Raw genomic sequence first — 16,773 nt, forward strand, 5'->3', positions numbered from 1 at the left:
ACGGTTTCTCCTTCCTGCTCCCTCTCCCCGTTCTTACGCAGGGGTGTCCGGGGAAATTCAGGCATAGCGGAGCTCCATCTGGTCAGGTGAGATGGTTGATTTCCGACGGCTGGGGTTGATGGGCGGAGGTTTGTCGATGGCAGCGAGGGATCGACGCGTGAGCAGGAGCTGGCCGACGAGTTCGGCGAACCTGAGCGGGAGCATTTTGATGCAGTTGGTGTGAGCGGCGATGCGCAGCAGCAGGTAGGCAATCATCGCAGCGAGCACCTGAAGGCGGATCGCGTTGTCGTTGGCGCCGAGGAACTTGCGAATATCGAGATGCTGCTTGATCCAGCGGAACAGCAGCTCGATTTGCCATCTGCTCTTGTAGAGGGCGGCGATCTCGACGGCGCTACGGGCAAGGTCGTTGGTCAGGAGTGTGATCTTGCCGCCTTTCTCGCGTCTGATCTTGATGCGGCGGAGCGGGATTGGAAGGCGCGAATCGCCCTTGCTGGTGAGCTTCACCTCGTCATCGGCAAGGATTTCGAAGCCATCCCCGTTACGCTTGCGGATGGCGCGATGCCTGAGCGAGCGAAGACGGATGCTCGTCTTCGCCCGGGTAACGAAGAAAGCCTTGCTATCATTGATCTTCTGCCACCAGTCGAAACGGCAATAGCCCTTGTCAAACACATAGGTGGTGGCGGGCTGGATTGGGGTCTGTCGGCCGATCTCGATGTCATTGACGTTCGCGGCCGTCATCTCGACGCAGGTCGGGACATCGCTCCTTGGGTCGTAGACGACATGCAGCTTCATGCCGCGGATGCGGCCGTTCCACGTCGCCCAACTGCAGACCTTGCCGAGCGGGATCGGACTGGCGTCGATCAGACGCACCATCTCCATGCCTTCACTCCGCAGCTGGCGACGCGCCATCGCCGACAGCGCCGCAAAGGTTTGCGCGAAAATGCCGATCGGACGGCGGGCATTGGCATCGGACAACGTCGAGCGCGACAGCTTGCCGGTTCCCAAGTGATAGTGATGCTGCGAATTGGCGTTGAAGCCAGTCACTACCCCGCGCAGACTGCTGTTGCCGCTAAGCTGGGCATAGATCAGCGCCACCAGATGATCCCAGCTCCTGAACGACTTGTCGTAGGCATCCCCGTCCAGACGATCCACAACCGTCTGAAACTGCCGTCGATTGATCGGTTCAAGCAGCCTTCCAAAAATGCTACCGCGATATCGCATGCTCGGCCCTCTGTGTCTCGACAACCAGAAAAGACCGATTTGCCTCGGTCCTGCCGAGCATGCACCGCGACACAGTGAATCATTCCCCGGACACCCCTGCGTTCTTACGGGGAGAGGGTTGGGGTGAGGGGCTGTCACCGCAAAGACGGTGAAGGCAAAGATTGCGGAGGCCCCCCTCACCCGGAATTCAAGCTACGCTTGAATTCCGACCTCTCCCCGCAAGCGGGGCGAGGTAAGCAAGGAGCCGCATCCTTAGTGGATCGGCGTGATGCGTTCGTCGCTCGGCCCCAAGCCAAACTCGTCGAGTCCTTCAGCCAGGAGATCGCCGAGCATCGGCTCGCCCAACAGATAGTTGGCGACATGGCCGGTGCGTCCGCGCGCCGCCTCGCGGCGGAGATCGGCCCATTCCTCGATCGTGCCGTCGCCGCGGCCGAGCCGCATCAGGGCGACGAGGTCGACCTGCTCGTCCTCGCTGAGCGCGTTGATGAAGCCGGTGATCTCGCGCGCCACCGGATCCGTGCCGTCATCCTCCAGCACATCGATCATGTCGTCGTCGGCGCCGTTCGAGCCGGAGTCGGGATCGACGAGCCCCTCCTTGACGTCGAATTCCCGCGCCTTCTCGATCAAGAAGCCGACCTTTTCAGGGGAGATTGCGAGTTCCGGCATTGCACACTCCTTCGTCCAACGAGGCGGTAACGCAGGAGGCGCCGACTTGATCCATTGCGTCGGCGTGCGGAAACCCGCATGGTCCGGCAAGAGCAACAAAAAAATAGAGGACACGCCGCATGCACTGGACCGTAGGCAAGGTCAGGATCACGAAAGTCGTCGAGCTCGAGACGGTCGGCAGCACCCGCTTCATCCTGCCGCTGGCCGGCCGGGAAGAGATCCAGAGCCTGCCCTGGCTGATCCCGCATTTCGCCAACGAGGACGGCCGGCTGAAGATGTCGATCCATTCGCTGCTGGTGGAAACGCCGGAGCACCGCATCATCGTCGACACCGGGCTCGGCAACGACAAGCAGGGCCGCAACGTGCCGACCTGGAACAACCGCAGCGATCCGTTCCTGGAAAAACTGACCACAGCCGGATTTGCCCCAGACAGCATCGACACCGTGCTGTGCACGCATCTGCATGTCGACCATGTTGGCTGGAACACCAAACTCGTCGGCGGCAAATGGGTCCCGACCTTCGCCAAGGCGCGCTACGTGTTCGGCAAGACCGAATACGAGCACTGGCGCGACCATAGCGACGATCCCGCGCATGCCGCCGTGTTCGCCGATTCCGTGAAGCCGATCGCGGATGCCGGCAAGGCCGAGCTGGTGCCGAGCGACCATCGGCTGACCGAGGAGATCACGCTGATCCCGACGCCGGGACACAGCCCCGGCCATATGAGCATCCACATCAGGTCCGGCGGCGAGGAAGGGCTGCTAACCGGCGATGTCGCGCATCATCCCTGCCAGATGTACCACCTCGACTGGTCGTCGACCGCGGACTCCGACCAGAAGCAATCGGCCGCAACGCGGCGCGAATTGTTCGCGCGCTTTGCCGATACGTCGACGCTGGTGATCGGCGGGCATTTCAATGCCGGCCACATCAAGCGCGACGGCGACGCGTTCAGGTTTATCGCGCTGGGCTGATTGGACCGAAATGGCCTTGAAATAGGGCTTGGCAGCAATGCAGCGCGCTCAGGGCGGTTGAATTTCCCGGCGCGCTGTTCCATGAAGCGTGTCGAGGTATACCAGTAACAATCCTCAGGACATCGTAGGGAGTGATCAACATGAAGCTTGTTCGTTATGGCGAAAAGGGTGCGGAAAAGCCCGGTCTGATCGACAAATCCGGCCAGCTCCGCGACCTCTCGGCCCATCTGAAGGACCTGACCGGCGATGCCTACACGCCGGAATCGCTGAAGAAGCTTGCTGCCCTCGATCCCGCCTCCCTGCCCGCCGTCGCCGGCAAGCCGCGCTTCGGCGCCCCCGTCACCGGCATCTCCAAATTCGTCGCGATCGGCCTGAATTATTCCGACCACGCCAAGGAAACCGGCAACCCGATCCCGTCCGAGCCGATCTTCTTCCTGAAGGCCAACACCGCGCTGTCCGGTCCCAACGATCCGGTCGAGAAGCCGCGCGGTTCGACCAAGCTCGACTGGGAAGTCGAGATCGCCGCCATCATCGGCACCCGCGCCAAATATGTCTCGGAGGCCGACGCGCTGAACCACGTCGCCGGCTACTGCATCTGCAACGACGTCTCCGAGCGCAACTTCCAGATCGAGCGCCTCGGACAGTGGACCAAGGGCAAGTCGCACGACACGTTCGGCCCGGTCGGCCCGTGGCTCGTCACCAAGGATGAAATCGCCGACGTGCAGAAGCTGTCGATGTGGCTCGACGTCAACGGCCAGCGCCGCCAGACCGGCACGACCTCGACCATGATCTTCACGATGGCGAAGTGCATCTCCTACGTCTCGCAGTTCATGACGCTGCTGCCCGGCGACATCGTCACGACCGGCACCCCGCCCGGCGTCGGCACCGGCATGAAGCCGCCGCAATATCTCAACGTCGGCGACGTCGTGACGCTCGGCATCGAAGGCCTCGGCGAGCAGCGCCAGGAAATCGTTGGGGCGTAGTTTTCGGGGATACAGCGCAATCTCTCCCCTCGTCGTCCCGGCTCCCGTGCGCAATTGCGCACTAGGCCGGGACGACATCGAGTATGTTGCGTCATCGAGAGTCATACATTCACGGTCTCTCAGGATGACGACTGTGTGTTCGTAAAGAGGTCATCTCCATGAAACTCACCTTCTCTCCCGCCTCCCCGTTCGCCCGCAAGGTGCGCATCGCGGCGATCGAGCTTGGCCTGATCGACAAGATCGAGCTGGTGCCGGCGACCGTCGCGCCCGGCACGGCCAACGACGAATACTCCAAGATCTCGCCGCTGAAGAAACTGCCGGTGCTGATCCTCGACCATGGCGACGTCATCCTCGATTCCTACGTCATCGTCGAATATCTCAACGAGCTCGGCGGCGGCCGGCTGATCCCGGGCTACGGCCCGCGGCGCTGGAAGCTGAAGACCGATCACTCCCTGCTCAACGGCATGCTCGATTCCATGCTGCTGTGCCGCTACGAGAAAATGGTGCGGCCGCAGGGCTCGCTGTGGCAGGCCTGGCACGACGATCACTGGAACAGGGCCTGGGCCGGCATGGCGCGGTTCGAGAACCGGCCGGATGTTCTCGATGGCGCGTCGTTCGACATCGCGCAGATCGGCCTCGTTTGCGTGCTCGGCTATGCCGATTTCCGCTTCGCCGATTGCGGCTGGCGCAAGGCCTATCCCAAGCTCGACGCGTTCTACCAGAAAATGCTGGAGCGGCCGTCGGTGAAGATCTCGGCGCCGCCGGCGGCGTGACCACGGCAACAGCGGGGAGCATGTGACGCGCGAATGCCTCCCCGCCTCTCACCTCCCGGCGCAGGTCTTGTGCATCGCCGGCCTGGCTCCGATCTCGACCTTGTGATGATGACGACGGCAGCCCGGTACGGCCAGCCGAAGGAAGGCCTTGCGGCGATGGATATCCTTGCCAACATCATCATTCCCGCCGTGCGCGACGCGCACTAGAACTTTCCTGCGCGCTTCTTCACGCGAACCGGACTCCACCTCGCTCGAAAGCGCCAACGCCAAGGAATCACCATGAGCCTGAAGTTTGCCGCCGGCGATCTCACCATTCATCGCATCGTCGAGCAGGAGACCACATTCCTGCCCGCGCACGACATGCTGCCCGGACTGACGCCGGACGTGCTCGCCGAGAACCGCGGCTGGATGCAGGCCACCGGTGCGCTCGACGACAGCGACACCTTGATCCTGGCGTTCCAGTCCTACGTCGTGAAGACACCGCACCATACCATCCTGATCGACAGCTGCATCGGCAACGACAAGCCGCGGCCGGCGCGGCCGAAATGGAATATGAAGACCGACGACAACTATCTGCGCAGTCTGGCGTCAGCCGGCTTCTCCGTCGCTGACATCGACTATGTGATGTGCACGCATCTGCATGTCGATCACGTCGGCTGGAACACGCGGCTGGAGAACGGCCGCTGGGTGCCGACCTTTCCAAACGCGCGCTACGTGTTCGACAAGGCCGAGTTCGACTACTGGACCGAGAGCAACGCGAAGGCGGAAGTCCCGCCTTTCGTGGACAGCGTGCTGCCGGTGGTCGAGGCCAAGCGCGCCGAGATCGTCGGCCATGACTTTGCGATCGGCGACCATGCTCGCATCCTGCCGACGCCCGGCCACACGCCGGGCCACGTCGCCTTCGCCTTCGGCCGCGGCAAGGACGCTGCGGTCTTTTCGGGCGATCTGATGCACTCGCCGATCCAGACGCATTATCCGGAGCTGTCGGCGAAGTTCGATGTCGACCAGGCGCAAGCCGCGAAGACGCGGCGCGGCTTCCTGGAGCGTTATTGCGACACCGACACGCTGTGCTGCCCCGCGCATTTCCCCTCGCCGTCGATTGGCAAGATCAGGCGGAAGGGCAGCGGGTTTGTGTGCGAAACGGTGTGACGTGAGCCAAACTCGCGATAGTCGCACCCTGCCACCCTCCCCTGGAGGGGGCGAGACGAGCGTAGCTCGCTCTCTGGGTGGCTCACATCAGGCGCAGCGCAATGTGAGACGGGGTGGGGTGATCTCTCAACGCGGGCAGCGCCCGTTACGAGAGACCTTCACCCCACCTCGGTTCGCATTTCATGCGAACCGATCCTCCCCTCCAGGGGAGGATAAGAGCGCGCGCACCTCAATCAAACAAGCTCGGCGTGTGGTTCACGATCGCGCCTTCGATCTGCAGCATCTTCAGCTTGGTGACGACGCCGCCATTGGCCGAGAAGCCGCCCGGCTTGTTGCCCGCCGCCAGCACGCGGTGGCAAGGCACCACGATCGGGCACGGGTTGCGGCCGAGCGCCTGGCCGACATCGCGTGACAGCTCGACCCCGCCGAGCTGCTTGGCGATATCGCCATAGGTTACGGTCTTGCCCGGCGGGATCTTCCGCGCGATGTCGTAGACGCCGCGGTTGAATTCCGGCACGCCGTCGAGATCGAGCACAATGTCGGCAAGGTCGTTCGGCTTGCCGGCGAGCAGCTCGATCATGCCGTCGATCGCGTGCTGCACCTCGGCCGGCGGCGCCGCCTCGGTGACCTCGCCGTTGCGCTGGAAGATCCGCTTGCGGGTCTTCTCCTCGGTGCCCATCGGCAGCTGCACCCCGGTAACGCCGTGCTCGCCCCAGACGACGCCACAGGCGCCGATCATGGTCTCGAAGATTGCAAAATGCTGGCCGGTCATGGCTCGCTCCAGATGTTCCCTTCAGCTCTCGCGTGAGCCTGCCGTTGATCCGGAATCTAGGCTTGGAGAATGTTGCTATCCACCCGAATTCCGTGGGAACTTCGGCCAAATCAACAACATCTCCTGCCTCTCCGCGAGCCCAAAATGCACAGCCTCCACGTCAACGGTTTCGATATGCCCTATCTCGATGTCGGAGAGGGCCCGCCGCTGATCTGCGTGCACGGCTCGCTGTGCGACTTCCGGATCTGGTCGGCGGTGCTCGGCCCGCTGACGCGGCGGCACCGCGTGATCGCGGTCAGCCTGCGGCATTTCTTCCCGGCGCATTGGGACGGCATCGGCGACACCTATTCGATCGCGCAGCACGTCGACGACGTGATCGCCTTTATCGAAAAATTCGACACCAGACCGGTCGACCTGATGGGGCATTCCCGCGGCGGCCATATCTGCTTCCGTGCCGCGCAGCGGCGGCCTGACCTGTTGCGCAAGCTGATCCTCGCCGAGCCGGGCGGCGAGCTCGACGAGACCCTCGATCCCGATTTCAAGCCGGGCCCCTCGCCGCTGGCAGCACGCTTCGCGGCATGCGCGGCGGAAATCGCCAAGGGCGACATCGACGGCGGCTTGCAGATCTTCATGGACGCGCTCGAAGGCCCCGGCGCGTGGAAGCGGATTCCGGCAACCTCCAAGCAGCTGTTGCGCGACAATGCGACCACGCTGATCGGCCAGACCCGCGACCAACGCCCGCCATTCTCGAAGGCGGACGCGGAAGCGATCAAGACGCCGACGCTGTTCATCGGCGGCGCCAACACCAAGGGCGTGCTGCCGAAGGTGCTGCACGCGCTCGCCGCCAATGTGAAGGGTTCGCGCACCGAGATGATCCCGGGCACCACCCATCCGATGTTCGAGCAGGCCCCGCAGCGCTACTGCGAGATCGTGCTGGAGTTTCTCTCCGCGTAAGCGGTGCACCCTTTCCCCTTGTGGGAGAGGGTGGCGCGATGGTGCGCAGCGGCATCGTGCCGGGTGAGGGGTTCTCTCCGCGGAGGCAGACCCCTCACCCGCCACCGATGCGACGCATCGGTGGCGGCCTCTCCCACAAGGGGAGAGGCGAAGTAAGAAAGCTACTCTCTCACACCTTCCAGGCGCCGACCGGCTGGCGCACCGCGACGTTGAGCCGGTTCCAGACGTTGATCGCCGCGATACCCAGCACCAGGGACGCGAGCTGCTGCTCGTCGAAGTGCTTGGCCGCCTCGTCCCACACCGCGTCCGTCACCGGATCCTCGCGGTCGCTGAGCCGGGTCACCGCTTCGGTCAGCGCCAGCGCGGCGCGCTCGGCCTCGGTGAAATACGGCGCGTCGCGCCAGGCACCGACCGCGAACAGCCGCTCGTCGGTCTCGCCGGCACGCCGGGCGAGCTTTGGGTGCATATCGACGCAGACGCTGCAGCCATTGATCTGGCTGGCGCGCAGATGCACCAGTTCCAGCAGCTTTTCCGGCAGAGCTGGCTTGGTGCTCTCGCTCAGCGCCTGCAGCGCCTTCATGGCCTCGGGAACAACCATCACCGGGTGGTTCATGCGGGCTTTCATCATGTCATTCTCCTGAATTGCCTTTTGACGGCGCCGTGCCGATCTGTTGTCACATCGGCGCAGTTTCGTTCGTCATGGCCATGACGGAGCGGACAAAGGGAATGTGACCGTGGACGAGAAAAATTCTCTCACCGAGCAGTTCGAGGCCAACCGGCCGCGCCTGCGGGCGGTGGCCTATCGCATGCTGGGCTCGACCGCCGAAGTCGACGATGCCGTGCAGGAAACCTGGCTGCGGCTCGGCCGCACCGACACGGCGGCGGTCGACAATCTCGGGGGCTGGCTGACCACGGTGATCGCGCGCATCTGTCTCGACATGCTGCGCTCGCGCAAATCGCGCCGCGAGGAGCCGATCGGCCCACATGTGCCGGAGCCGATCGCGGACAATCCGTCCGAGCGCGAGACCGAGATGGCCGATTCCGTCGGCGCCGCGCTGCTCGTGGTGCTGGAAACGCTGGCGCCGGCCGAGCGGCTGGCTTTCGTGCTGCACGATATGTTCGCGGTGCCGTTCGAGGAGATCGCGCCGATCGTCGGCCGCACGCCGGCCGCCGCGCGGCAGCTCGCCAGCCGTGCCAGGCGTCGCGTGCAGGGTGCGCCACCCGCACCGGATGCCGATCTCATCCGGCAGCGCAGCATCGTCGAGGCCTTTCTTGCCGCATCCCGCAACGGCGATTTCGAAGGGCTGCTGGCCGTGCTGGCGCCCGACGTCGTGGTGCGCGCCGATCAGGCCGCACAGCGGCTCGGCTCGCTGCCGGTGATCCGCGGCGCCGCAGCGGTTGCCGAAAGCTTCAAGGGACGCGCGCAGGCGGCGAAAGCCGCTCTGGTCGACGGCGGGATCGGCGTTGCCGTCATCTTCGGCGGCGCGCTGCGCATCGTGCTGCGGGTCACGGTCTCAGGCGACAGGATCGCAACGATCGACGCGACCGCCGACGCCTCGGAGATCGGGACCTTCGATGTCGAGGTGCTTGAGCGCAGCTGACACAGCTGGAGGCAGCCAAGTCGCAATGCTAGTGTCTCTCTGCATCTGCGCAGGGAGGACAATCATGAAACTATCCATCAAATTGCTCGCGTCGGCTGGCCTGCTCGCCCTCGCCTCCTCCTCCGCCCTTGCCGCCGCAGACGAGAAGCTGCGCGCGGCCGCCGAGCAGGCCCAGCCGGCGGTGATCGAGAGCCTGCACGACATGGTGCTGATCGAATCGGGCTCCAGCGATGTCGAAGGCCTGAAGAAGATGGCCGACTACACCGAGGCACGGCTGAAGGCGCTCGGCGCCAAGACCGAGCGGCGCAAGACCACGAAGGGCGCCGGCGCCGACATGGTGATCGGCAGCTTTGAGGGCACCGGCACGAAGAAGCTGATGCTGATCGCGCATATGGATACGGTGTATGAGCACGGCATCCTCGACACCCAGCCCTACAAGGTCGACGGCAACAGGATCTACGGACCCGGCATTGCCGACGACAAGGGCGGCATCGCCGTCATCCTGCATGCGCTCAAGATCCTGAACGATGCGGGCTGGCGCGATTACGCCAAGCTCACGGTGTCGTTCAATCCGGATGAGGAGGTCGGCTCGATCGGCTCCGGCGAGATCATCGCCGAGCTCGCCGACCAGCACGACGTGGTGCTGTCCTGCGAGCCGACGGTGGCGCCGCCGGTCGCGAAAAATGAAAGCCTGCTGCTCGGCGCCAGCGGCACCGCCACCGGCACGATCGATGTGAAAGGCAAGGCCTCGCATGCCGGCGCGGCGCCGCAGCTCGGCCGCAACGCGCTGATCGAGCTCGCGCATCAATTGCTGCAGACCCAGGACATCGCGAAATCGATTCCGGGCACGCAGCTGAACTGGACCACCGCGAAGGCCGGCACTGTGCGCAACCAGATCCCCGATCATGCCACCGCCGGCGCCGACATCCGCCTCACCATTCCCGACGGCGTGCAAAAGCTGCAGGCCGCGCTCGACGAGAAGGTGAAGAACAGACTGATCGCGGACACCGAGGTGACCGTGAAGGTCGTCGCGGGCCGCCCGCCGTTCGTGGCCGATGATCGCGGCCGCGCGCTCGCCAGGCAGGGACAGACGATCTACACCGAACTCGGGCGCACGCTCGACATCGCGGAAATGACCGGCGGCGCGACCGACGCCGGCTACGCCGCGCGCAGCGGCAAGGCGGTCGTGGTCGAAAGCTTCGGCCTCGCCGGCTGGGGCTATCACGCGCGCGACGAATACATCGACACCAACTCGATCGTGCCGCGGCTCTATCTGATGACGCGGACGCTGATGGAGCTGGGCAAGGCGAAGTAGCGTTTCCGAAAAACTCGTCATGCCCGGGCTTGTCCCGGGCATCCGCCGCTCTGGTCCCGGCATCAAGAAGGACGCGGACGGCCGACCCAAGCCCGGCCATCACGACGTTGGGACGGCTGTCGCAGCGCGGCCCGGTCAAAAACCGGCCCATTCTCAATCGCTTAGCGTGGTCGCAAACCGGAGCCTTGACCGCTCCCCCAACCCGCAGTAACCTCATTTTCGAACACGGAATTCCGTATTCCAAACTGGACAGTCGGTATGATCCCGTTGGACCCGCTTCCAAACCTCATCGACCAGGTTTACGGGCGATTGCTCGAAGCGATCATCGACCGCACGCTGCTGCCTGGCCAGCGCATCACCCAGAACGAACTTGCCGATCGGCTCGGCGTCTCGCGCCAGCCGATTTCGCACGCCCTGCATCTGTTGCATCGCCAGGGCCTTGTCGCGGAGAGCGGCAAACGCGGCTTCGAGGTGACGCAGCTCGATCCGCAGCGCATCCGCGAACTCTATGAAGTCCGCGGCGCCATCGATGCGCTGGCGGCACGGCTTGCCGCTACGCGTGTAAAGGAAGATGCCGCGGCACGCGCGCAACTCGAAGCCGCGCTCGAAGCCGGACGCGCGATCGACGACGGCACGCCGCTGGCGCGCCTGATCGCACTCGACGTCGATTTCCACAGCGCGATCTATCGCCTCGCCGGCAATTCCGCGATCGAGGAGATGATCGCGCCGCAATGGCCGCATATGCGCCGCTCGATGGCGACCGTGCTCGCCGAGCTCGATTACCGCGGCAGCGCCTGGACCGAGCACGAGACCATCGCCGCGCATGTTTTTTCCGGCAATGCCGCAGCGGCAGAAGCCGCGGCGCTGGCGCATGCGCAGACGGCAGGACGGATGACCGAGGAGAAGCTGAGGGCAATCGACGTGGCGGCGTGACGTTCACGCCGTCGTTCCGGGGCGGTGCGGAGCACCGAACCACAGATGCGCAATTGCGCATCGGGGAACCTCGAGATTCCGGGTTCGATGCTCACGCATCGCCCCGGAATGACAATAACAACAGGAGGAAAGCACCATGAAACTGACCCAAGAGCAGGTCGAATTTTTCCATCGCGAAGGCTGGCTGTTCCTGCCCGAGCTGTTCAGCCAGGAAGAGGTCGACTTCCTCGCGCGCGAAGCAGTCTCGATCTATGACGCCAACCGCCCCGAGGTGTGGCGCGAGAAGAGCGGCGCGCCGCGCACGGCCTTCGCCGCGCATCTCTACAATGAGGCGTTCGGCACCCTCGGCGCGCATCCGCGCATGATCGACCCCATCGAGCAGCTGTTCGGCGAGAAGGTCTACATGCATCAGTTCAAGATCAACGCGAAGGCGGCCTTCACCGGCGACGTCTGGCAGTGGCACCAGGACTACGGCACCTGGAAGCGCGATGACGGCATGCCGGAGCCGCGCGCGATGAACATCGCGATCTTCCTCGACGAGGTGATGCCGATCAACGGCCCCTTGATGCTGGTGCCGCAGAGCCAGACCGCGGGCGATCTGAAAGCCTCGCACGATCTCGAAACCACATCCTATCCGCTGTGGACGCTGGACGAGGAAACCGTGACCCGCCTCGTGAAGCAGGGCGGCATCGTCGCGCCGACCGGCAAGCCCGGCGGCATGCTGATGTTCCACGGCAATCTGGTGCACGGATCGAGCGGCAACATCACGCCCTACCCGCGCAAGATCGTCTACCTGACGCTGAACGCGGTCTCGAATTACATCCGCACCCCGACGCGGCCCGACTACATCGCGCACCGCGACTTCACGCCGATCCAGACCGTCGCCGACGACGCGCTGCTGCGGCTCGCTCGTGCACCGCGGCAGGCGGCGGAGTAAAGTCTTCGACCGTCATTCCGGGGCGGTGCGTTAGCGTCGAACCGCAGATGCGCAGTTGCGCATCGGGGAATCTCGAGGTTCCGGGTTCGCGTTTCACGCGCCCCGGAACGACCCTTTTGTTTGGAAAGCATCATGAACCTGCATCACCTCCTCAAAACCCGCGCCGCCGCCGGCAAGCCGGTGCGCGTCGTCCTGATCGGCGCCGGAAAATTCGGCTCGATGTTCCTGTCGCAGGTGCCGCACACGCCGGGGCTTGAGGTGCCCGTGATCGTCGATCTCGACCGTGACCGGGCCCGCGAGGCGTGCCGCACGGTCGGCTGGGACGACGCGCGGATCAGCGCCACCACCTTCACCGACGACGGCGCGCGTGCGATCGCCGGCGGCGCATTCGATGTCGTGGTGGAAGCGACCGGCAATCCCGCCGTCGGCATCCGCCATGCCCGCGCGGCGATTGCCGCCGGCAAACATGTCGTGATGGTCAATGTCGAGGCCGATGTGCTGGCGGGGCCGCTGCTCGCCGAGGAGGCACGCAAGGCCGGCGTGGTCTATTCGCTGGCCTATGGCGACCAGCCGGCGCTGACAGCCGAGCTGGTCGACTGGGCCCGCGCGACCGGCTTCCGCGTCGTCGCCGCCGGCAAGGGCACAAAGTACCTGCCGGCCTATCACGACGTCACGCCGGACGGTGTGTGGCAGCATTACGGGCTCACCGCCGGCGAGGCGCAATCCGCCGGCATGAATCCGCAGATGTTCAACTCCTTCCTCGACGGCACCAAATCCGCGATCGAGATGGCGGCGATCGCCAACGCCTGCACCCTCGACGTGCCGTCGGAGGGATTGCTGTTTCCGCCCTGCGGCGTCGACGACCTGCCGCATGTGATGCGGCCGCGCGACAAGGGCGGCGTGCTGGAGAAATCCGGCATCGTCGAAGTGGTGTCGTCGCTGGAGCGCGACGGCCGTCCGGTGTTCCGCGATCTGCGCTGGGGCGTCTATGTGGTGCTGGAGGCGCCCAACGATTATGCCGCCGATTGCTTCAAGCAGTACGGCCTCAAGACCGACGCCTCCGGCCGCTATGCGGCGATGTACAAGCCGTATCATCTGATCGGACTCGAGCTGAACATCTCCGTGCTGTCGGCAGCGCTGCGCAACGAGCCGACCGGGCAGCCGCGCGGCTTCCGCGGCGACGTCGCAGCGGTGGCCAAGCGCAATCTGCGCGCCGGCGAGATGCTCGACGGCGAAGGCGGCTACACCGTGTGGGGCAAGCTGATGCCGGCCGCCGCCAGCCTCGCCGCCGGCGCATTGCCGATCGGGCTTGCCCATCGGGTGAAGCTGAAGAGCGACGTCGCCCATGGCGCTGTCGTGCGCTGGAGCGATGTCGAGGTCGACGAGAGCAACGATACGATCAAGACGCGCAAGGCGATGGAAGTAGCGTTCTCGCGGTAGCGTCTTCGGTCGCTCCGCTCGCCGAAAGAGCGAGTGTGCCCTTCACCTCTCCCCGCTCTTTGCGGGGAGAGGTCGGATCGCCCCGGCGATGCGAAGCATCGTCCGGTGTGATCCGGGTGAGGGGCGAGGCAAACTGCTCAACAAGCGGCGAAGTGCTCGCCGGATGGATGCCCCTCACCCCAACCCTCTCCCCGTAAGAACGGGGAGAGGGAGAAGATGGAGCGCGGCTCAATGACTACGGCAGCAGCCGGCTCGCCTTCGCCAGCCTGAACCACTTCCGGAACATCGCTTCCGTATCCATCATCTCGGTGAAGCCGGCCTGGTTGATCTTCACCGTCGAGACGATCGACGGCGGACCAGCTTCAGTCTGTCCGTAGCGCATGCTGTAATCGGCATATTGGAAGGACAGGCCGACGAACTCCTCCAGCCCGGGCGCGATCAGGTCGTGCGTCCTGCGCAATTCGTCCCACGGCGCGATCCATTTCGGATACTCCTGCGCCAGCGACAGCGGCACGTGCCGGCCCGGCGTCATCTCGAGCGCGTCCGAGACCGCCGGCCAGATATTTTGCCAGGTGAAGACGTCGCCATTGGTGACGTTGAACGCTTCATTGCGCGCAGCCTCGGCGTCACCCGACCAGGCGATCGCGCGTGCCAGCAGATCGACATCGACCGCTTGCGCGACGCGCGGCGCGCCGCCCGGATAATCCAGCGGCCTGCCCTGCGCGCGCAGCACCGCCGCGTAGACGCCGAGCGGCGGGATCAGGTCCATCGCGCCGCCCATGGCTTCGCCGATGATCAGGACCGGGCGCAAGATGCTCCAGTGCCAGCTCTTGCCCCGCTGCAGCTCGCGCAGGAAATTCTCCTGCGCCCAATAGAAATTCGGCTGCTCGTACATCTCCGAACGGCCCTCGCGCGCCGGCACCGTGAGCGGCCGGACATGCACGCCATAGGCCTTGGTGCCCTGCAGCAGCGCGACATGCTTGAGATCGGGCGCGACGGGTTCGAGCACGCCCATCAAATTGCGCAGCATCCGGTCGTTGGTTTCGATCTGGCCGGCATCGCGCCAGCCATCAACCAGGCTGGGCGCCTCATAGAGCGCGGCGTAGATCAGGTGCGTAGCGCCGCCGAGCTCCGCCGCGGCGCGACGGCAATCCTCCGCGCTGGTGAGATCGATTCGCACATGCCGCGCGCCATAGAGATCGCGTGGCTTGCGGCGCGACAGCGCAATGCGCTCGCAATCGTCGGATGCGCCGAAGTGTCGCAAGGCGGCGTTGCCCACGAGGCCGGTTGCGCCGGCAACCACGATTTTCTTGTTGGCCATGTCCTTGAACTCCCATCAACCCACCCGCCCTGCGTAGCAGATCGCGGCAGGGCCGGCAGCCATCGCGGCGGGTATCGGATGAGACCGACAGCGCCGATTGCCCTTCGCACCTGCAACGAAGGCAGGCGCTTGATTTCCTCCGGCAAACGATCATCCTCACCGGCGGAACCGGAAACTCGGATTTCCACAACAAGAGCCCGTCGAGGGCCACCGGACACATTCATCACAGAACGTCGATCGATCGGCGAAGAAAGACGGCACCAAGATCGTTCCCCTTGTCGAGGCATCGGCACACAGGAGGGATACGCATGAAACGTCGTGAATTCTTGAAGGCAGGCGGCGTCGGGCTGGCTGCGACGGCGGTCGCCGCGCCCGCGGTCGCGCAATCGATGCCGGAGGTCAGGTGGCGGCTCGCGGCGAGCTGGCCGAAGGCGCTCGATACGCTCTATGGCGGGTGTGAATTCTTCTGCAAGCGCGTCGCCGAGATCACCGACAACCGCTTCCAGATCCAGCCGTTCGCCGCCGGCGAGATCGTCCCCGGCCTGCAGGTGCTGGACGCCGTCTCCAACGGCACGGTCGAGATGGGCAACACCGCGCTGTATTATTACTGGGGCAAGAATCCCGCCTTCACCTTCGGCACGTCGCTGCCGTTCGGCCTCAACACGCGCCAGCACATTTCCTGGCTGCAATGGGGCGGCGGCACCGACCTGCTCAACAATCTGCTCGCAGAATTCAACTGCATCGGCATTCCGACCGGCTCGACCGGCGCCCAGATGGGCGGCTGGTTCAGGAAGGAGATCAAGTCGATGGCGGATTTCCAGGGCTTGAAATTCCGGGTCGGCGGCTTCGCCGGCACCATCATCGCCAAGGTCGGCGGGGTGCCGCAGCAGATCGCCGGCGGCGACATCTATCCGGCGCTGGAAAAAGGCACCATCGACGCCGCTGAATGGGTCGGGCCGTATGACGACGAGAAGCTCGGCTTCGTCAAGGTCGCGAAGTTCTACTACTACCCCGGCTGGTGGGAAGGTACCGGCCAGGGCCACAATGTGATGAACAAGGACAAGTGGAACGCGCTGCCGAAGCACTATCAGGCCGCGATCCAGGCGGCTTCCGAGGACACCTTCACCTGGGTGACCGGCAAATATGACGCGGTCAACCCGCCGGCGCTGAAGCGCCTGATCGTGGCCGGCGCGCAGTTGCGGCCATTCCCGCAGGAGGTGCTGGAAGCCTGCTACAACGCGGCCAACGAGATCTACGCGGATCTTTCCAAGAGCAATCCGCATTTCGGCAAGATGCATGCGAGCCTCGCCGCTTATCGCAACGAATCGCTGGCCTGGATGCAGGTCGCCGAGCTCTCGTTCGACAGCTTCATGATGCGGATGCGCACGCGCACCTGAACCGGACGCGTCCCGAGACAATAAAAAAGCCCCGGAGAAATTTCTCCGGGGCTCATTTTTGATTCGGCTGACGGCTCAGGGCGTGATCCGGAAAAGTGCGAAGCGGTTTTCCGGCGAGATCATGCGACGCATTAATTGTCGTCGCTGCCGCCGAACTCTTCCATCAGCTTGTCGTAGCTCTTGGTCACGAGATCGATGTTGCCCTTGTTCTCGACCGCGGGCGGCGGCGACTTTAGGGCGTCGTTGAGGTCGGCGAGCGCGTCCTTCTTGTCCTTGGCCGACATCTTCTTGTCGGCCTGGACCTGGGCGATCTGCGCCTTCAGCACGGCCTCGGGACCGACAT

Annotated in this window: 17 protein-coding genes (1 of these 17 running past the window's edge); 11 read left to right on the top strand and 6 right to left on the bottom strand. The window is 64.6% G+C overall.

Translation table 11 applies throughout. The annotated features are described in order from the left end of the window. Positions 1–57: 57 nt before the first annotated feature. A complete protein-coding gene (locus ACVI1L_RS08445) occupies positions 58–1,221 on the bottom strand; it encodes an IS4 family transposase (protein WP_057015126.1) in 1,164 nt (387 codons plus the stop codon). A gap of 252 nt (positions 1,222–1,473) precedes the next feature. Next, positions 1,474–1,887, bottom strand: coding sequence for a DUF3775 domain-containing protein (locus ACVI1L_RS08450; RefSeq protein ID WP_057017842.1), 414 nt, complete (start codon positions 1,885–1,887; stop codon positions 1,474–1,476). A gap of 119 nt (positions 1,888–2,006) precedes the next feature. Between ACVI1L_RS08450 and ACVI1L_RS08455 the strand changes: the two genes are divergently transcribed. The 4 genes from ACVI1L_RS08455 (at position 2,007) to ACVI1L_RS08470 (ending at position 5,760) form a co-directional block, all read left to right on the top strand. Further along, on the top strand, positions 2,007–2,855 hold the full coding sequence (locus tag ACVI1L_RS08455; RefSeq protein WP_168858406.1) for an MBL fold metallo-hydrolase: 849 nt from the start codon (positions 2,007–2,009) through the stop codon (positions 2,853–2,855). 140 nt (positions 2,856–2,995) lie between these two features. Beyond that, on the top strand, positions 2,996–3,838 hold the full coding sequence (locus ACVI1L_RS08460; protein WP_076827518.1) for a fumarylacetoacetate hydrolase family protein: 843 nt from the start codon (positions 2,996–2,998) through the stop codon (positions 3,836–3,838). Positions 3,839–3,996: 158 nt separating this feature from the next. After that, entirely contained in the window at positions 3,997–4,611 is a 615-nt protein-coding gene (locus tag ACVI1L_RS08465; protein WP_057017844.1) for a glutathione S-transferase family protein, read from the top strand. Positions 4,612–4,890: 279 nt separating this feature from the next. Then, positions 4,891–5,760: an MBL fold metallo-hydrolase gene (locus ACVI1L_RS08470; protein ID WP_057017845.1), complete on the top strand. Its 870-nt coding sequence runs from the start codon at positions 4,891–4,893 to the stop codon at positions 5,758–5,760. Positions 5,761–5,989: 229 nt separating this feature from the next. On the opposite strand, the gene ACVI1L_RS08475 is transcribed toward ACVI1L_RS08470, so the two are convergent. Next, positions 5,990–6,532 carry a methylated-DNA--[protein]-cysteine S-methyltransferase gene (locus ACVI1L_RS08475; protein ID WP_057017846.1) on the bottom strand — a complete coding sequence of 181 codons (543 nt, stop codon included), beginning with the start codon at positions 6,530–6,532 and terminating at the stop codon, positions 5,990–5,992. A gap of 144 nt (positions 6,533–6,676) precedes the next feature. On the opposite strand from ACVI1L_RS08475, the gene ACVI1L_RS08480 reads away from it, so the two are divergent. Continuing rightward, complete coding sequence (locus tag ACVI1L_RS08480; RefSeq protein WP_253625376.1) at positions 6,677–7,486, top strand: alpha/beta fold hydrolase; 810 nt, start codon at positions 6,677–6,679, stop codon at positions 7,484–7,486. Between the two features lie 169 nt (positions 7,487–7,655). Here ACVI1L_RS08480 and ACVI1L_RS08485 read toward each other — a convergent pair whose 3' ends face one another. Continuing rightward, on the bottom strand, positions 7,656–8,111 hold the full coding sequence (locus tag ACVI1L_RS08485) for a carboxymuconolactone decarboxylase family protein (RefSeq protein ID WP_028341912.1): 456 nt from the start codon (positions 8,109–8,111) through the stop codon (positions 7,656–7,658). Positions 8,112–8,220: 109 nt separating this feature from the next. Between ACVI1L_RS08485 and ACVI1L_RS08490 the strand changes: the two genes are divergently transcribed. The 5 genes from ACVI1L_RS08490 (at position 8,221) to ACVI1L_RS08510 (ending at position 13,712) form a co-directional block, all read left to right on the top strand. Further along, entirely contained in the window at positions 8,221–9,087 is an 867-nt protein-coding gene (locus ACVI1L_RS08490) for a sigma-70 family RNA polymerase sigma factor (protein WP_456782678.1), read from the top strand. Between the two features lie 64 nt (positions 9,088–9,151). Then, on the top strand, positions 9,152–10,402 hold the full coding sequence (locus tag ACVI1L_RS08495) for a M20/M25/M40 family metallo-hydrolase (RefSeq protein ID WP_456782679.1): 1,251 nt from the start codon (positions 9,152–9,154) through the stop codon (positions 10,400–10,402). A 258-nt stretch (positions 10,403–10,660) separates the two neighbouring features. After that, complete coding sequence (locus ACVI1L_RS08500; RefSeq protein WP_057017850.1) at positions 10,661–11,335, top strand: GntR family transcriptional regulator; 675 nt, start codon at positions 10,661–10,663, stop codon at positions 11,333–11,335. 136 nt (positions 11,336–11,471) lie between these two features. Then, positions 11,472–12,272 (top strand): phytanoyl-CoA dioxygenase family protein, encoded by an 801-nt coding sequence (locus tag ACVI1L_RS08505; protein WP_050425629.1) that lies wholly within the window; start codon positions 11,472–11,474, stop codon positions 12,270–12,272. Between the two features lie 132 nt (positions 12,273–12,404). Continuing rightward, positions 12,405–13,712, top strand: coding sequence for an NAD(P)H-dependent oxidoreductase (locus tag ACVI1L_RS08510; protein WP_456782680.1), 1,308 nt, complete (start codon positions 12,405–12,407; stop codon positions 13,710–13,712). Between the two features lie 235 nt (positions 13,713–13,947). Here ACVI1L_RS08510 and ACVI1L_RS08515 read toward each other — a convergent pair whose 3' ends face one another. Continuing rightward, complete coding sequence (locus ACVI1L_RS08515; RefSeq protein WP_456782681.1) at positions 13,948–15,033, bottom strand: NAD-dependent epimerase/dehydratase family protein; 1,086 nt, start codon at positions 15,031–15,033, stop codon at positions 13,948–13,950. Positions 15,034–15,341: 308 nt separating this feature from the next. Here ACVI1L_RS08515 and ACVI1L_RS08520 point away from each other — a divergent pair, with 308 nt between their 5' ends. Continuing rightward, positions 15,342–16,430, top strand: a complete 1,089-nt coding sequence (locus tag ACVI1L_RS08520) for a TRAP transporter substrate-binding protein (protein WP_057017852.1) — start codon at positions 15,342–15,344, stop codon at positions 16,428–16,430. Positions 16,431–16,561: 131 nt separating this feature from the next. Here ACVI1L_RS08520 and ACVI1L_RS08525 read toward each other — a convergent pair whose 3' ends face one another. Then, positions 16,562–16,773, bottom strand: the 3' portion of a protein-coding gene (locus ACVI1L_RS08525) for a hypothetical protein (protein ID WP_076827472.1). It continues 424 nt past the right edge of the window; the window shows 212 of its 636 coding nt (coding positions 425–636); its start codon lies beyond the right edge, outside the window; the stop codon is at positions 16,562–16,564.

It is taken from the genome of Bradyrhizobium sp. USDA 4516 (genome assembly GCF_054055915.1).

Excerpts from the sequence above, each read along its gene's own strand:
- ACVI1L_RS08445 (WP_057015126.1), bottom strand. The coding sequence starts at position 1,221 with ATGCGATATCGCGGTAGCATTTTTGGAAGGCTGCTTGAACCGATCAAT.
- ACVI1L_RS08450 (WP_057017842.1), bottom strand. The coding sequence starts at position 1,887 with ATGCCGGAACTCGCAATCTCCCCTGAAAAGGTCGGCTTCTTGATCGAG.
- ACVI1L_RS08455 (WP_168858406.1), top strand. The coding sequence starts at position 2,007 with ATGCACTGGACCGTAGGCAAGGTCAGGATCACGAAAGTCGTCGAGCTC.
- ACVI1L_RS08460 (WP_076827518.1), top strand. The coding sequence starts at position 2,996 with ATGAAGCTTGTTCGTTATGGCGAAAAGGGTGCGGAAAAGCCCGGTCTG.
- ACVI1L_RS08465 (WP_057017844.1), top strand. The coding sequence starts at position 3,997 with ATGAAACTCACCTTCTCTCCCGCCTCCCCGTTCGCCCGCAAGGTGCGC.
- ACVI1L_RS08470 (WP_057017845.1), top strand. The coding sequence starts at position 4,891 with ATGAGCCTGAAGTTTGCCGCCGGCGATCTCACCATTCATCGCATCGTC.
- ACVI1L_RS08475 (WP_057017846.1), bottom strand. The coding sequence starts at position 6,532 with ATGACCGGCCAGCATTTTGCAATCTTCGAGACCATGATCGGCGCCTGT.
- ACVI1L_RS08480 (WP_253625376.1), top strand. The coding sequence starts at position 6,677 with ATGCACAGCCTCCACGTCAACGGTTTCGATATGCCCTATCTCGATGTC.
- ACVI1L_RS08485 (WP_028341912.1), bottom strand. The coding sequence starts at position 8,111 with ATGAAAGCCCGCATGAACCACCCGGTGATGGTTGTTCCCGAGGCCATG.
- ACVI1L_RS08495 (WP_456782679.1), top strand. The coding sequence starts at position 9,152 with ATGAAACTATCCATCAAATTGCTCGCGTCGGCTGGCCTGCTCGCCCTC.
- ACVI1L_RS08500 (WP_057017850.1), top strand. The coding sequence starts at position 10,661 with ATGATCCCGTTGGACCCGCTTCCAAACCTCATCGACCAGGTTTACGGG.
- ACVI1L_RS08505 (WP_050425629.1), top strand. The coding sequence starts at position 11,472 with ATGAAACTGACCCAAGAGCAGGTCGAATTTTTCCATCGCGAAGGCTGG.
- ACVI1L_RS08510 (WP_456782680.1), top strand. The coding sequence starts at position 12,405 with ATGAACCTGCATCACCTCCTCAAAACCCGCGCCGCCGCCGGCAAGCCG.
- ACVI1L_RS08515 (WP_456782681.1), bottom strand. The coding sequence starts at position 15,033 with ATGGCCAACAAGAAAATCGTGGTTGCCGGCGCAACCGGCCTCGTGGGC.
- ACVI1L_RS08520 (WP_057017852.1), top strand. The coding sequence starts at position 15,342 with ATGAAACGTCGTGAATTCTTGAAGGCAGGCGGCGTCGGGCTGGCTGCG.